Source organism: Rhizobium sp. NRK18, from assembly GCF_024385575.1.
In the GTDB taxonomy this organism is placed as follows: domain Bacteria; phylum Pseudomonadota; class Alphaproteobacteria; order Rhizobiales; family Rhizobiaceae; genus JANFMV01.
In genome coordinates, this window is record NZ_JANFMV010000001.1 from 1,749,772 (window position 1) to 1,763,064 (window position 13,293).

The following is a 13,293-nucleotide window of genomic DNA, read 5'->3' on the forward strand; positions in this document are numbered from 1 at the left end:
CAACGTGAAAACGGCCGCCCGATGAGAGGCGGCCGTTTTCATGTATGGGGTCTGCGGGCGATCAGAACTGACTCTTCACCTGTTCAAAGAATGCCTTGAGGGGGCGCGGCTTCTCGCCGGTCAGCATTTCGAAATCGCCGGTGACGATGTCGAAGCCGCCCTGGCGGGTGTTGATGTCGAACGAGGTGAAGACCTTCGCCACCGGTTCCGGCAGCCCATGGGCGACCATGCCGCCGATCAGTTGCTCGTCGGTCAGGTTGACGACCGAAAGCGGCTTGCCGACGATGGATGATGCCAGCGCAGCGATCTCCGCAGTCGTGAAGAGTTCCGGCCCGGTCAGTGTCAGGATGTGGTTTTCATTGCTGGTCGAGGCAAGGGCGGCGGCTGCGGCCTTGGCGCAATCGGCATGCGCGATGTGGGAAATCCTGCCATCGCCTGCAGACGTATAGAGCGTGCCGGACTTGAAGGCGTCGGGCAGAACCAGGAACAGGTTTTCCTGATACCAGGTGTTGCGCAGGATGGTGTAGCCCATGCCGCTGGCAATGATCGCCTGTTCCGTTCCGTAATGATCCGGCGCGAAGAGAACGGCGTTGCCCGGCTCCGGCTTCGGCATCGACGTATAGACGATGTGCTTCACGCCTGCCTTGGCGGCGGACTCGACTGCGTTGGTGTGCTGGACCAGACGCTTGCCGGGCGTCGAGAGTTCGTCGGTGGAGATCAGCAACAGCCGGTCGGCGCCGGCAAATGCCGTCAGAAGCGATTGCGGATCGTCGAACGTCGCCGGACGGACGACGACGCCTTTGTCGGCGAGGTCCGAGAGCTTGGTGACGTCGCGCGTGGTGGCAATGATCGTGCCGGCAGGATGGCCAGCATCCAGCAGATGGTGGACGACGGCCCGGCCGAGTTTTCCGGAGGCGCCCGTTACGAGCAATGTCTCAGTCATGTTCATCCTTCTCGCCGATGGCGGGTATCGGTTATTCGATGTGGTTATGGTCTCATTTCGAGACCAGCTCTAGATATCGCTTCCATATCCTGTGTAAAGAAGGCATGTTGGGGTAAGAAGGTTACACGCAGGGAACCATGGCATGAACAAAACAGCACTCGCGGCGAAGTCCGGCATGGTGATCGACGGCAACGGATTCATGCGCGGCAAGACGTTCGACGGAGGACAATGCCCCGTGCGCGACGTGATGGACAAGATCAGCGGGAAGTGGAGTTCATTGCTGCTGCTCGCGCTCGATGACGGGCCGATGCGTTTCGGTCAACTGCGGCGGCTGGTGCCCGACATCTCGCAGCGGATGCTGACGCAGACATTGCGGGACTTGCAGCGGGACGGCTATATCTCGCGGACGGTCTATCCGACGCAGCCTCCGAGCGTCGAATACGCGCTGACAGATCTCGGTTGCTCGTTCATGACGCCGCTAAAGGCGCTCGTGGTGTGGGCGGAAAGCAATCACGGCCACATCAAGCAGTTGCGTTCGCATTATGATGCCTTGGCGCAGGCCGAATAATTCGGGCCGGCAGATCCCGAAGCGGAACGGAAAACATTAAACCCCGGGCGCAGGCCCGGGGCTTTGAGGTCGGCAAGCGATCAATGCTTACTTGTCGTTCAGAGTGGTGCGATTGACCAGTTCGACGGAGCCGCCCTGCTGCACCTTGTAGAGTTCTTCCACCTGGTTGCCCTGCTGGTCGTAGAATTCGTGGGTGAAAACACTACCGGCCGGAGCCTTGGTCAGGTGAACTTCGTCGGAGTTGCCGTAGTTGAGGCTGCCCTTGATGGGTTCCAGAGCGAAAGCCGAGGAAGCGCCAGCTGCTGCGATGAGGACGGTTGCTGCAATAAGCTTCTTCATTGTCTTATTCCTTTTGATTTCAATGTTTGTCTTTGAGGGGAGGGACCGACTTAGTCGTTGGTCACCTGGCGGTTGACGAGGTCGACGGAGCCGCCCTGCTGCACCTTATAGAGTTCCTTCACCTGGTTGCCCTGTTCGTCGTAGAACTGGTGGGTGAAGACGCTGCCGGCCGGAGCCTTGGTCAGATGCACTTCGTTCGAGTTGCCGTAGTTGAGGCTGCCCTTGATCGGCTCCAGAGCGAAGGCGGAGGAAGCGCCGGCTGCGGCGATGAGGACGGTTGCTGCAATAAGCTTGTTCATTGTTCTATTCCTTTTGATTTCAATGTCTGTCTTTTGAGGGGAGGGACCGACTTAGTTGTCGGTCACCTGGCGGTTGACGAGGTCGACCGTGCCGCCCTGCTGAACCTTGTAGAGTTCGTTCACCTGATTGCCCTGTTCGTCGTAGAACTGGTGGGTGAAGACGCTGCCGGCCGGAGCCTTGGTCAGATGCACTTCGTTCGAGTTGCCGTAGTTGAGGCTGCCCTTGATCGGCTCCAGAGCGAAGGCGGAGGAAGCGCCGGCTGCGGCGATGAGGACGGTTGCTGCAATAAGCTTGTTCATTGTTCTATTCCTTTTGATTTCAATGTCTGTCTTTTGAGGGGAGGGACCGACTTAGTTGTCGGTCACCTGGCGGTTGACGAGGTCGACCGTGCCGCCCTGCTGAACCTTGTAGAGTTCGTTCACCTGATTGCCCTGTTCGTCGTAGAACTGGTGGGTGAAGACGCTGCCGGCCGGAGCCTTGGTCAGATGCACTTCGTTCGAGTTGCCGTAGTTGAGGCTGCCCTTGATGGGCTCCAGAGCGAATGCAGAGGAAGCGCCAGCGGCTGCGATAACGAGGGTTGCTGCAATAAGCTTTTTCATTTCTCTATTCCTTTCAGTATCTTGTGGCCTTCGTGGCCAGTCGTTTTAATCAAGCGACTGAATAAGAAATATGCTCATTTTCAGAATTTTCAATCGTCTCCCTTATTAATTTTTTGTCAGATTCTGCGTTTTCGCCCGGCTTCTGTGACAGCCATATGAAGGGAAGTGCTTGAAAAATATGGAAAAATAACTCAATCGTATGATTGAAAAATATGTTGTTCGGATCTTCTGAACGCTGTGTTCAGCGTTAAACAATCTCTATTCTAGGCCATTCCGGTGTCCTCAAACACGCCATCGGCCATGAAATTCCCCGCCCGGCGAGATTCGCTTTTGGGTTGAAGCGGATTTGAGGGCGAGGGAATCGCGGAGCGGGTCCGATCCGCTGCGAAACCGGCTTCGGCAATGTGTCCGCTGGAGCGATAAAATTCTTCTCACGCATCGATGGCGGACGAAGCCTGTCGTTTCGGAGCGGCTTCACCTGGCATCGCAGGATGGCCGCCGACTGGATGTCATTATGTTTAGGCATTGTCGGCCGCTTAAGGGGGCTTGACGAAAGGTGGCGGTATGAAGCATAAACGACAGAACCGTACCGTACGGTACCTTGAGGAGTTGACGTGCTCGACGGATCCGCAAATACAGGGGAGTTCTCTCCCAGGCAGAATGAAGTGCTGGAAGCGGCGCTGCACCTGCTTGTCGCCGGTGGCGAAAAGGCTCTGACCACGTCCGGCCTGGCGCGCGCGGCGAACTGCTCGAAGGAGAGTCTCTATAAGTGGTTCGGCGACCGCGACGGTCTCCTGTCGGCGATGATCACTCATCAGGCCGCCAAGGTCAGGGCTTACGAGCCGGCGGGCGAGCGGCTGTCGACGGATGACTTGCGCAAGCATCTTCTGCGTTTTGCCAGCGATCTGCTTGACGTGCTCCATGGAGACGTGTCACTGGCGCTCAACCGGCTGGCGATCGGCCAGACGAGCCGCGACGGCGCCAAGCTGGGCGAGCTGCTTCTCGAGCGCGGGCGCCGGCAGATCGATCGCAGGGCGCGGGCGCTGCTCGACCACGGCCGCCGCGACGGGCTACTGCAGTTTGAAAGCGGCGCCGAGGCCTATGAGGCGCTCTACGGCCTGATCGTCGCCGACCTGCATGTGCGCATGCTGCTCGGCGAAACGATCGACACGAAGACCTATGCCGCGCGGGCGGAGAAGGCGGTCACCGCCTTCCTCAAGCTCTACGGCACGGAGAAGACAATTGCCGCGATGTGATGTCGCGTGCGGGAATGAACAGATAACGGACAGCAAAGGGAAGGAAAATTCAATGCGCGTCTATTACGATCAGGATGCAGATCTCAATCTCATCAAGGCCAAGAAGGTTGCCATCATCGGTTACGGTTCGCAGGGCCGCGCCCATGCGCTGAACCTGAAGGATTCGGGTGCCCAGAACGTGGCAATCGCCCTGAAGGCCGGTTCCGCCACCGCCAAGAAGGCAGAGGCCGACGGCTTCAAGGTCATGACGGTTGCCGAAGCGGCCGGCTGGGCCGACCTGATGATGATGGCGACGCCTGACGAGCTGCAGGCCGGCATCTACAAGTCGGAAATCGCTCCGAACATCCGCGACGGCGCCGCCATCGCATTCGCCCACGGCCTCAACGTACATTTCGGCCTGATCGAGCCCAAGGCTTCGGTCGACGTCGTCATGATCGCGCCGAAGGGGCCTGGCCACACCGTTCGCGGCGAATACCAGAAGGGCGGCGGCGTGCCGTGCCTGGTCGCCGTTCACCAGAACGCTTCCGGCAATGCTCTTGAAGTTGCCCTGTCCTACGCCTGCGGCGTTGGCGGCGGCCGTTCCGGCATCATCGAAACCAGCTTCCAGGAAGAATGCGAAACCGACCTGTTCGGCGAGCAGGTCGTTCTGTGCGGCGGTCTCGTCGAGTTGATCCGCGCCGGCTTCGAAACGCTGGTCGAAGGCGGCTATGCTCCGGAAATGGCATACTTCGAATGCCTGCACGAAGTGAAGCTGATCGTCGACCTGATCTATGAAGGCGGCATCGCCAACATGAACTACTCGATCTCGAACACGGCCGAGTGGGGCGAATACGTCACCGGCCCGCGCATCATCACGGCTGAAACGAAGGCTGAAATGAAGCGCGTCCTGCACGACATCCAGACCGGCAAGTTCACCTCCGAGTGGATGCAGGAATGGCATTCGGGTGCAGCCCGCTTCAAGGGCATCCGCCGCATGAACGACAAGCACCAGATCGAAGAAGTCGGCGAAAAGCTGCGTGGCATGATGCCCTGGATCAAGAAGGGCGCGCTGGTCGACAAGGCCCGCAACTGATCTTTTTCGCATACTGCGAATGACGAAGCCGGGGAGGGCGACTTCCCCGGCCTTTTTGTTTCAAAGAATACCGCGGCTTGTTCTCCACCGAGTGGCATCCATAGCAGGCGGCTAAGCTGGTTTCTTTTTACCCGGCGCCATCTTTATGCGAATCCTTAGCGCACCGCCCTGCGGCTGCTCCAAGTCAAAGGCGCCGGTCTTTCGCACCAGATCGCTGAGCTTGCTTGTTCCATAGGTGCGGGGATCGAAATCGGAAGCGAGATTGGAGAGTTGCTGGCCGACAGTGCCGAGCGGTACCCAGCCATCCTCGGAGTCCATTTGCTTCAAAACTTTCCGGATGATCGGAACTGAGGCCGACGGTGGCTGAAGAGGATGCTTTTCAGGATTCTGTTCGTCTGTCGTGCCGTTTGCAGCGCCGGGCAGCAGGTTTTCTGTATAAATGAAGCGCTTGCAGGCCTGGCGAAAACTCTCGGGCGTCTTCTGCTCGCCGAAGCCGAAGACATCAATGCCCTGTTCGCGGATACGGGAGGCAAGGCGGGTGAAGTCGCTGTCGGATGATACGAGGCAGAAGCCGTCGAACCTGCCGCTGTGCAGGAGGTCCATGGCGTCGATGACCAGCGTGATGTCGGAAGCGTTCTTGCCGGTCGTATAGGCGAATTGCTGCTGGGGAATGATGGCGTGCTGAGACAGCACGTCGGACCAGGATTTCATTCGCGTGCTGGAAAAGTCGCCGTAAATTCTGCGCACGCTCGCTTCGCCGATCTTGGCGACCTCCTCAAACAGCGCATTGGCGATCTTCGCCGAGGTGTTGTCGGCGTCGATGAGAACGGCGAGGCGTTGGGAGCGGCGCTCTGAAGCCATGGGTGTTTCCTTTCTGCTTGTCGTTGTCCAACGCTATCCGACTGTCCGCAAAACGGGAAACGGTTTCGGTCTGGAGACATGTGAAGCGGGGTGAGAGGAGGATAGGTAACTGAGCAAAAGTCACCAAACGGCGGAAAGAAAAAAAGCCGGAGAGGTCGCCATCTCCGGCAGCATTGATAGTCCCATTATAATGTCAGTCACTTTTCGGTGACATTCGACTTCCGTGCCATCAGCGTAATCGCGACGAACAGGCCCATCGACAGGATGGTCGCAAATGAGCCGATGATGGCGAGACCCTCGGTCATGCCCAGATTGGCAAGCGCAATGCCGGGGATGAGCAGCCAGATCGATAGCGTTGCGAAGCCGACATGGATGCGGGCGATCCGGCGTCCGGCGATGTGCGGGGCAGCCTGATAGAACAGTCCGAAAATCGCCATCGATACCCAGCCGAGCAGGTTGAGGTGGGCATGCACCGGCGTCAGCGTGTGGTCGTGCGACGCGGCCATGGTAATTCCGAGCGCCATGCCGAGGAAGGCGTAGACGGCGGCCGAAACGAAGCAGAAATGCGCGAGTTTATGCATGGTTGGTCCCTCTCCGGTGACACGCCGTCATGCCGCTTGCGGCGGCAGGATCTCGATGCCGAACCGGGCGGCGGTCTGTGCCAGAAGGCCGAAATCGGGCGGCCCCATGTCCTCATAGGCGGTATCTCCGGCCTTCACCGGGTCGCCCACCGTCATGAAGAAGCCCTCATGCATGCCGCCCGGCAGGTTGACGATCAGCATCTTGGCCGGCTTGTCGCCCGGATTGCGGAAGGTGTGAACGGCCTTAGGCGGTACATAGGCGAAGTCGCCAGCCTCGCAGATGCGGGTTTCGCCATTGATGGTGATTTCATAGCGCCCGCAGAGCACGAGGAAGGCCTCCTCGTCGTCCTGGCGGTGCAGGGGGGCACCTGCGCCGGGTGCGGTCAGGCACTCGGTGAGCGTGAAGGACCCGTCGGTGTCACGGGTCATGGCGCGGAAGGTCAGAAGGTTCCCGAGGAAGTGAACGATGGTTTGACCTCTCGGCGGTGCGGATGGGCATTCAGATGTGGCGTTTTGCATGTTTGTATCTTTCCATGATTGTGATACGTTGAACTCGTAATGAGATAAATGTCTCATAAAGAGGATTGCATGACGAGTCAAGACAAGAGCCATGAGCGCGTGAATCAGAAGCGCAGGACGCGTGCCGAATTGCTGCGGGCCGCACAGGAAATGACGGAGCAGGGGCTTCAGCCGTCCGTTGCGGAAGTGGCGGATCATGCCGGCATTTCGCGTGCGACCGCGTATCGCTACTTCTCGACGCCGGAGGAGTTGATCCGGGAGGCGGCGCTGGATGCGGTCGCGCGCAACATCACCTTCGAATTGCCGAATGCCGTCGATGTCGACAAGGGCCCAGAAGACCGACTCGCGGATGTCGTCGACCAGATCTTTGGAATGGTGGAAGACAACGAACCGATGTTTCGCGCGCTTCTCGCGAGTTCCGCCACCGGCAAGAGTGCGACCAAGCGTGGCGGTCGACGCTTGATCTGGCTGCGCCAGGCGCTTGAGCCATTGAAAAAGGACTTGCCCGCGAAAGACTATGAACGGCTGATCCACGGCCTGTCGCTGATGACGGGCATCGAGACGCAGGTGGTGTTGAAGGACATCTGTGAACTCTCTCCAGCCAAGGCGCGGGAGGTGTCCGTCTGGGCGGCGCGGATGTTGCTTGCAGGCGTTCTGGCCAACACTCACAAGTGAGTTTCGGCGCATATCGGCGTCGACGAAACGGCATTAACTCATTCCAAAATAACGACAAACCCACATAGGTCAGCATTGTTGACATATATGGGTTTGCATGCTGATATCGTGTGATAACTGATAAACAGGAAACACACGTCATGGACTGGGAAAGCGTCTTCGCCACGCGCGCGTCGCGCATGAAGGCATCGGAAATCCGCGAGCTTCTGAAGCTTCTGGAACAGCCGGATATCATCTCGTTTGCCGGCGGCATTCCGGATGCCAAGCTGTTTCCCAAGGAGGCGGTAAATGCCGCGTTTGCCAAGGTGCTTGGCGGCGAACAGGCGAATGCCGCGCTGCAATATTCGGTGAGCGAAGGCTATCGCCCGCTCAGGGAGTGGATCGTCACGCGCATGCAGGCGATCGGCATAGACTGCACCGCCGAGAACGTGCTGATCACATCGGGTTCGCAGCAGGTACTGGATTATGCCGGCAAGCTTTTCCTGTCGCCGAAGGATACGGCGCTTGTCTCATGGCCGACCTATCTCGGTGCGCTCGGCGCCTTCAACGCCTACGAGCCGACCTATGACCGGCTGGATATTCTCGCCAACCGCGAACCGACCTCCTATGTCGAGGCTGCGGAGAAGGCGGGCGGGGGCGTGAAATTCGCCTACTGCGTGCCGGAATTTTCCAATCCGACTGGCGAGACGATCCCGGTCGCCGCGCGCGAAAAAATCCTCGACCTGGCCGAGGCGCTCGACATTCCTGTGATCGAGGACGCCGCCTACCAGCAACTGCGCTATGACGGGGAAAGCGTCGCGCCGATCCTGGCGCTCGACATCGCCCGCAATGGCGGCGACATCGAAAAGACGCGCACGCTCTATTGCGGCACCTTCTCCAAGACGCTGGCGCCGGGGCTCCGCGTCGGCTGGGTCGTGGCCGCGAAGCAGGTCATCTCCAAGATGGTGCTGATCAAGCAGGCCTCCGACCTGCATTCCTCGACGATCAATCAGATGGTCGTCGCCGAGGTCGCGAAAAACACCTTCGACGAGCAGGTCGCCACACTGCGACAGACCTATGGCCACAGGCGCACGCACATGCTGCGGGCGATGGAGCGGCATATGCCGAAGGGTGTCAGCTGGACGAAGCCGGAGGGCGGCATGTTTCTCTGGGTGACGCTGCCTGACGGCATGGACGGCGCCGATCTTCTGGCCAAGGCAATCCGCGATCATCGCATCGCCTTCGTTCCCGGCAAGGCATTTCACGCCGACGGATCGGGCGCCAACACGCTTCGGCTCAGCTTCTCGTGTGCCGACGACCAGATGATCGACACCGGCATAGAGCGCCTTGGCCGGCTTCTCTTAGCGGAACTGGCTGGATAGTCACCGGACCCACAGGCCGGAGCGCTGCAGTTTGGCCTCCGGCCGGCAAGGGCCGGAGGCGAGGTGATCAGGCATCCTTCAGGAACGGTCCGAGCAAGGCGAGATCGGCAGGGCCGAGCCTGTCGCTCGCCGTATTGGCCTGGTGCCAGTAGGGATAGAGGAGCGGCGGGCGGCTGACCTTTTCGAGGCGGTCGATCTCGTCTTGCGAAAGCTTCAGCTCTGCAGCTGCGACATTGTCCTTGAACTGGGCCTCGGTGCGTCCGCCGATGACGAGCGAAGTGACCCAGGGGCGCGACAGCATCCAGGCGAGCGTCACCTGCGCGGCGGAAACGCCATGCGCGTCGCCGATCTCCACCAGCGTATCGACGATGTCCCACAGCCGGTTCTCGTCGCGGATCGGCGGTTCGGTCCAGCCGGCGAACTGGCGGCTGTCTTCCGGCGTCTCCTTGTTGCGGCGATGCTTGCCAGACAGAAGGCCACCGGCAAGGGGGCTCCAGACGAGGATGCCGAGACCCTGATCGACCGACAGCGGCACGAGCTCGTATTCTGCCTCGCGGGCTTCCAGCGTGTAGTGGATCTGCTGGCTGACGAAGCGCGACAACCCCTTGCGCTCGCTGAAGCCAAGGCCCTTCATAATGTGCCAGGCGGCAAAATTGGAGCAGCCGACGTAACGGACCTTGCCGTGCTTCACCAGAATGTCGAGCGCCTCCATGGTTTCCTCGACCGGCGTCAGGCCGTCCCATTCATGGACCTGGTAGAGATCGATCGTATCGGTCTTCAGGCGTTTCAGGCTCGCTTCGCAGCCGCTGATGATGTGATGGCGCGAAAGGCCGCGATCGTTCGGGCCGTCTCCCATCGGAAAGCGGACCTTGGTGGCGATCAGCGACTTCTGGCGGCGGCCGTTGCGCGACAGGATATCGCCGATCACCTCTTCCGAGGTACCCGCCGAATAGGCGTCCGCCGTATCGATCAGGTTGATGCCCGCATCGAGGCAGATGTCGACCTGCCGTTCGGCCCCGTTGCTGCCGGTATTGCCGGTCGCCTTGAACGCGCCCTGGCCGCCGATCGTCATCGTGCCCATGGTCAGCACCGAAACCTTGAGACCGGAATTTCCAAGCTGGCGATATTGCATGTGAGTCCTCCTTCGTTTTCGAGGGTAGAAGTAGCAAGCGGCACGCATTTGCCAAGGGCAGCGGCCAGCGAAACGGATCGGTTCGCGGAAACCGTTGCCGGGCTCTGGATCGGTTCGCCTTTTCCGCCTAGGGTCCGGTCACGTCTTTCGAATCCCAGCCGGAGACTGACTTCATGTCGCTGCGCCTTGCCACGTTCAATGTCGAAAACCTGATGGAACGCTTCGATTTCTCGGGCTTTCGCAACGAACTCAATCGCGACCGGGCGTTGCGGCTCTTCGACGTCGACAACGAGGCGCAGTACCGGCGGCTCGAAGAGGCACGGATGGTCGCCTCGGCCGACGACACGCGGCAGCTGACCGCGCTGGCGATCGCCGACACCGGTGCCGATATCATCTGCCTGCAGGAGGTCGACAATATCGCTGCCCTGAAGGCATTCGAATACGGCTATCTGTTCCGCATGGTCGGCGCCGGCTATCGGCAAAAATATCTGATCGAGGGCAATGACAGCCGGGGCATCGACGTCGCCGTGATGATGCGCGAGGAAACGGCGGATGGCGAACCGATCGAGGTCTCCGACATCAAGAGCCATGCGGCGCTGACCTATCGCGACCTCGACCTCTACACGCCGGAAATTGCCGAAACCAACCGGCCGGATGACCGCATCTTTCGCCGTGACTGCCTGGAAATGGATATGAGAATCGGCGGCAAGCCGTTCACGCTCTACGTCGTGCACCTGAAGTCGATGAGCGGCGGTGGGCGGCAGGGCATGGACAGCCGCGTCGCCACCATGGCGATCCGGGAGGCCGAAACAAAGGCTGTGCGCCATATCATCGAACAGCGCTTCGGCCGCGGCGGCAGCGCCAGCAAGCGGTTCGCGATCTGCGGCGACATGAACGACTATCAGGAAAAGATCGTCATCAGCGGCGACAGGCTGAACGGTTACGCCTTCGACCCCGTGGCGGAGGCGGAAAGCGCGCTCAATGTGTTTTCGCGGGACGGTTTTACCGAGAACGCGCTTCTGCGTCGCGACGTGATGGATCGCTGGACGCTCTATCACTCGCGCGGGCCGCAGGAGCGCCATCTCTGCCAGCTCGACTATATCTGGCTGTCGCCGAAGCTGGCCGCCGACAACGCCATGCGGGTGCCGGACATCATCCGCAATGGGCAACCCTACCGAACGATCTTTCCGCCGGGCCAGGAAGTGGAGCGCTATCCGCGCACCGGCTGGGACAGGCCGAAGGCGTCCGACCATTGCCCGATCGCCATCACGCTGGACATCATATGAGCGACAGATGGCGTGACCTGCCGGGTGAGGGCGAGGTGATCGAAATCGACGCCTTCGATCTGCGCGTTGTCGATGGCGTTCATCCGGTCGAGCGGGATAACCGCGTTGCGATCGGCGAGAACTGGGAAAGGGAAAAGGCGGCGAAACCGGCGCTCTTCAACGGGCGCGTGGTGTTTCAGGATCGCGTCGCCATCGAGGGCCGGGTGCTGCGCGCCGAGGGGTTTGTCGTCGACTATGCCACCTTTCTGTGGTGGCGGCGTCATGCCGAGCCGAAGGCCGGGTTTCATCTCTTCGGCTTTCCCGTGCCGGTCTCGAGCGACGGCGCCCTGATCGCGGTGAAGATGTCGGAGCACACGCTGAACGGCGGCTATGTTTACTGTCCGGCCGGTGGCATCGACGACAGCGATGTTGTCGACGGACGTTGCGATCTGGCGGGCAACATGGCGCGGGAGGTTCTGGAAGAAACCGGGTTGAGGCTCGACGAGGCGCGGGCGGCGGATGGGCTGCACGTCTTCCGCCTCGGCCGGCACTTTACCGTCTTCCGCTATTTTCACTTTGGCCGCACAGCCGATTCGCTGATCGATGACATTCGCGGGCATATCGCCGACGGGCATGAGGACGAGATCGCCGATGCCGTGGCGATCACCTCGGGCCGGCCGGATGCGCATCGCTATTCGCGGGCGATGTTGCCAATTCTTCACCATTATTTCGGGTCAGACCGGGGGTAGCGACCAAGGGGTTGCGCGGCGATGGCCCGTAATGCACGGTGCAGCCGGTTCTTGATTCAGGAGGTAAGGTGTGCCGCGGGCTTACAGTATCTACGACGTGTTCACGGACAAGAAACTCGCCGGCAACCCGCTGGCCGTCATATTCGAGGCGGAAGGCCTTTCCGATGAGGCGATGCAGGCCATCGCCCGGGAAATGAACCTGTCGGAGACCGTGTTCGTGCTGCCGCCGAACAATCCCGCCCATACCGCAAAGATCCGCATCTTCACGCCCGGCCGCGAATTGCCGTTTGCCGGGCACCCGACCGTCGGCTCCGCCGTGGCGCTGGCCGAAGACAAGCATGAGCGCAACGGCAATACGGATATCGACGTCGTCTCCGTTCTGGAAGAAGAGGTCGGTCCGGTGCGCTGCGCCGTCAAGCTGCGTTCGGACGGCGCCGGCTTTGCCGAATTCGACCTGCCGCGCAAGTCGAACAGCATCGCTCTTCCCTTGGAGAAGGATGGCATTGCCGAAGCACTGAGCCTCAATCCGGCGCAGATCGGCTTCGAAAACCATCAGATCAGCATCTGGAGCGCCGGGGTGCCGTTTCTCCTCGTTCCCGTCCATGATGTCGCGACGGCCTCGCAGATCGAGTTCGATCCGGGTCTTTGGGAACGGGCGGTGCCCTTCGTCGAAGGACGGCTCGCCTCCGCCTATGTCTACACGCGTGGGGGCGTCCATCACCACGCCAACTTCCACGCTCGCATGTTTTCGCCGGACATGGGAATTGCCGAAGACCCGGCGACGGGGGCCGCCGTGGCCGCGCTTTCGGGAGCGATCCGCTTCTATGACGACCTCAATGACGGCCATCACAGCCTGGTGGTGGAGCAGGGGGTGGAAATGGGCCGTCCGTCCTTCATCCATCTGCATATGAGTGTCGCGGGCGGCGCGATCGCGACCGCAAGAATCGGCGGGCAGGCGGTCCGCATCGCCTCCGGCACGCTCGACGTCTGATCAACCACGGGTGTGGCCAACAGCAAGACTGTCGTTTTTCACCGCGTTTCCGGGCCTTTTGCGCAGCTGCGAAAAAAAGATG

General features: G+C 60.4%; 17 protein-coding genes. 8 read left to right on the plus strand and 9 right to left on the minus strand.

Annotated features, from left to right (window positions below; all coding sequences use genetic code 11):
* Positions 1 to 61: 61 nt before the first annotated feature.
* The gene (locus NN662_RS08020) at positions 62 to 943 is read right to left on the minus strand and encodes an SDR family oxidoreductase (RefSeq protein WP_261929763.1); all 882 of its coding nucleotides are present in this window, start codon (positions 941 to 943) and stop codon (positions 62 to 64) included.
* Positions 944 to 1,118: 175 nt separating this feature from the next.
* Between NN662_RS08020 and NN662_RS08025 the strand changes: the two genes are divergently transcribed.
* On the plus strand, positions 1,119 to 1,511 hold the full coding sequence (locus NN662_RS08025; RefSeq protein WP_261931904.1) for a winged helix-turn-helix transcriptional regulator: 393 nt from the start codon (positions 1,119 to 1,121) through the stop codon (positions 1,509 to 1,511).
* An 87-nt stretch (positions 1,512 to 1,598) separates the two neighbouring features.
* Here NN662_RS08025 and NN662_RS08030 read toward each other — a convergent pair whose 3' ends face one another.
* Genes NN662_RS08030 through NN662_RS08045 form a run of 4 tightly spaced genes read right to left on the minus strand, consistent with a single transcriptional unit; the run spans position 1,599 to position 2,749 of the window.
* Positions 1,599 to 1,850, minus strand: a complete 252-nt coding sequence (locus NN662_RS08030; RefSeq protein ID WP_261929764.1) for a hypothetical protein — start codon at positions 1,848 to 1,850, stop codon at positions 1,599 to 1,601.
* A gap of 50 nt (positions 1,851 to 1,900) precedes the next feature.
* A complete protein-coding gene (locus tag NN662_RS08035; RefSeq protein WP_261929765.1) occupies positions 1,901 to 2,149 on the minus strand; it encodes a hypothetical protein in 249 nt (82 codons plus the stop codon).
* 51 nt (positions 2,150 to 2,200) lie between these two features.
* Complete coding sequence (locus tag NN662_RS08040) at positions 2,201 to 2,449, minus strand: hypothetical protein (protein WP_261929766.1); 249 nt, start codon at positions 2,447 to 2,449, stop codon at positions 2,201 to 2,203.
* Positions 2,450 to 2,500: 51 nt separating this feature from the next.
* Positions 2,501 to 2,749 (minus strand): hypothetical protein, encoded by a 249-nt coding sequence (locus NN662_RS08045; RefSeq protein WP_261929767.1) that lies wholly within the window; start codon positions 2,747 to 2,749, stop codon positions 2,501 to 2,503.
* A 614-nt stretch (positions 2,750 to 3,363) separates the two neighbouring features.
* On the opposite strand from NN662_RS08045, the gene NN662_RS08050 reads away from it, so the two are divergent.
* The gene (locus tag NN662_RS08050) at positions 3,364 to 4,005 is read left to right on the plus strand and encodes a TetR/AcrR family transcriptional regulator (RefSeq protein WP_261929768.1); all 642 of its coding nucleotides are present in this window, start codon (positions 3,364 to 3,366) and stop codon (positions 4,003 to 4,005) included.
* Positions 4,006 to 4,057: 52 nt separating this feature from the next.
* Entirely contained in the window at positions 4,058 to 5,077 is a 1,020-nt protein-coding gene (ilvC, locus tag NN662_RS08055; RefSeq protein ID WP_261929769.1) for a ketol-acid reductoisomerase, read from the plus strand.
* A gap of 111 nt (positions 5,078 to 5,188) precedes the next feature.
* On the opposite strand, the gene NN662_RS08060 is transcribed toward ilvC, so the two are convergent.
* The 3 genes from NN662_RS08060 to NN662_RS08070 form a co-directional block, all read right to left on the minus strand.
* On the minus strand, positions 5,189 to 5,938 hold the full coding sequence (locus NN662_RS08060) for an NYN domain-containing protein (protein ID WP_261929770.1): 750 nt from the start codon (positions 5,936 to 5,938) through the stop codon (positions 5,189 to 5,191).
* Positions 5,939 to 6,135: 197 nt separating this feature from the next.
* Positions 6,136 to 6,519, minus strand: a complete 384-nt coding sequence (locus tag NN662_RS08065; RefSeq protein WP_261929771.1) for a hypothetical protein — start codon at positions 6,517 to 6,519, stop codon at positions 6,136 to 6,138.
* 27 nt (positions 6,520 to 6,546) lie between these two features.
* On the minus strand, positions 6,547 to 6,948 hold the full coding sequence (locus NN662_RS08070) for a cupin domain-containing protein (RefSeq protein WP_261929772.1): 402 nt from the start codon (positions 6,946 to 6,948) through the stop codon (positions 6,547 to 6,549).
* Positions 6,949 to 7,086: 138 nt separating this feature from the next.
* Between NN662_RS08070 and NN662_RS08075 the strand changes: the two genes are divergently transcribed.
* Together NN662_RS08075 and NN662_RS08080 are read left to right on the plus strand one after the other, a co-directional pair.
* Positions 7,087 to 7,713: a TetR/AcrR family transcriptional regulator gene (locus NN662_RS08075; protein WP_261929773.1), complete on the plus strand. Its 627-nt coding sequence runs from the start codon at positions 7,087 to 7,089 to the stop codon at positions 7,711 to 7,713.
* 140 nt (positions 7,714 to 7,853) lie between these two features.
* Positions 7,854 to 9,074 (plus strand): PLP-dependent aminotransferase family protein, encoded by a 1,221-nt coding sequence (locus NN662_RS08080; RefSeq protein WP_261929774.1) that lies wholly within the window; start codon positions 7,854 to 7,856, stop codon positions 9,072 to 9,074.
* 67 nt (positions 9,075 to 9,141) lie between these two features.
* On the opposite strand, the gene NN662_RS08085 is transcribed toward NN662_RS08080, so the two are convergent.
* Positions 9,142 to 10,206, minus strand: a complete 1,065-nt coding sequence (locus NN662_RS08085) for an aldo/keto reductase (protein ID WP_261929775.1) — start codon at positions 10,204 to 10,206, stop codon at positions 9,142 to 9,144.
* A 173-nt stretch (positions 10,207 to 10,379) separates the two neighbouring features.
* Between NN662_RS08085 and NN662_RS08090 the strand changes: the two genes are divergently transcribed.
* The 3 genes from NN662_RS08090 (at position 10,380) to NN662_RS08100 (ending at position 13,211) form a co-directional block, all read left to right on the plus strand.
* Positions 10,380 to 11,492: an endonuclease/exonuclease/phosphatase family protein gene (locus NN662_RS08090; RefSeq protein ID WP_261929776.1), complete on the plus strand. Its 1,113-nt coding sequence runs from the start codon at positions 10,380 to 10,382 to the stop codon at positions 11,490 to 11,492.
* Positions 11,489 to 12,220: an NUDIX hydrolase gene (locus NN662_RS08095; protein ID WP_261929777.1), complete on the plus strand. Its 732-nt coding sequence runs from the start codon at positions 11,489 to 11,491 to the stop codon at positions 12,218 to 12,220. The genes NN662_RS08090 and NN662_RS08095 overlap by 4 nt, the downstream gene beginning before the upstream one ends.
* 70 nt (positions 12,221 to 12,290) lie before the next feature.
* Entirely contained in the window at positions 12,291 to 13,211 is a 921-nt protein-coding gene (locus NN662_RS08100) for a PhzF family phenazine biosynthesis protein (RefSeq protein ID WP_261929778.1), read from the plus strand.
* The last annotated feature ends 82 nt before the right edge of the window (positions 13,212 to 13,293 follow it).

Bases quoted from the DNA above. Each gene is read 5' to 3' on its own strand.
- NN662_RS08020 (WP_261929763.1), bottom strand. From the start codon at position 943: ATGACTGAGACATTGCTCGTAACGGGCGCCTCCGGAAAACTCGGCCGG.
- NN662_RS08025 (WP_261931904.1), top strand. From the start codon at position 1,119: ATGGTGATCGACGGCAACGGATTCATGCGCGGCAAGACGTTCGACGGA.
- NN662_RS08030 (WP_261929764.1), bottom strand. From the start codon at position 1,850: ATGAAGAAGCTTATTGCAGCAACCGTCCTCATCGCAGCAGCTGGCGCT.
- NN662_RS08035 (WP_261929765.1), bottom strand. From the start codon at position 2,149: ATGAACAAGCTTATTGCAGCAACCGTCCTCATCGCCGCAGCCGGCGCT.
- NN662_RS08040 (WP_261929766.1), bottom strand. From the start codon at position 2,449: ATGAACAAGCTTATTGCAGCAACCGTCCTCATCGCCGCAGCCGGCGCT.
- NN662_RS08045 (WP_261929767.1), bottom strand. From the start codon at position 2,749: ATGAAAAAGCTTATTGCAGCAACCCTCGTTATCGCAGCCGCTGGCGCT.
- ilvC (WP_261929769.1), top strand. From the start codon at position 4,058: ATGCGCGTCTATTACGATCAGGATGCAGATCTCAATCTCATCAAGGCC.
- NN662_RS08060 (WP_261929770.1), bottom strand. From the start codon at position 5,938: ATGGCTTCAGAGCGCCGCTCCCAACGCCTCGCCGTTCTCATCGACGCC.
- NN662_RS08065 (WP_261929771.1), bottom strand. From the start codon at position 6,519: ATGCATAAACTCGCGCATTTCTGCTTCGTTTCGGCCGCCGTCTACGCC.
- NN662_RS08070 (WP_261929772.1), bottom strand. From the start codon at position 6,948: ATGACCCGTGACACCGACGGGTCCTTCACGCTCACCGAGTGCCTGACC.
- NN662_RS08075 (WP_261929773.1), top strand. From the start codon at position 7,087: ATGTCTCATAAAGAGGATTGCATGACGAGTCAAGACAAGAGCCATGAG.
- NN662_RS08080 (WP_261929774.1), top strand. From the start codon at position 7,854: ATGGACTGGGAAAGCGTCTTCGCCACGCGCGCGTCGCGCATGAAGGCA.
- NN662_RS08085 (WP_261929775.1), bottom strand. From the start codon at position 10,206: ATGCAATATCGCCAGCTTGGAAATTCCGGTCTCAAGGTTTCGGTGCTG.
- NN662_RS08090 (WP_261929776.1), top strand. From the start codon at position 10,380: ATGTCGCTGCGCCTTGCCACGTTCAATGTCGAAAACCTGATGGAACGC.
- NN662_RS08095 (WP_261929777.1), top strand. From the start codon at position 11,489: ATGAGCGACAGATGGCGTGACCTGCCGGGTGAGGGCGAGGTGATCGAA.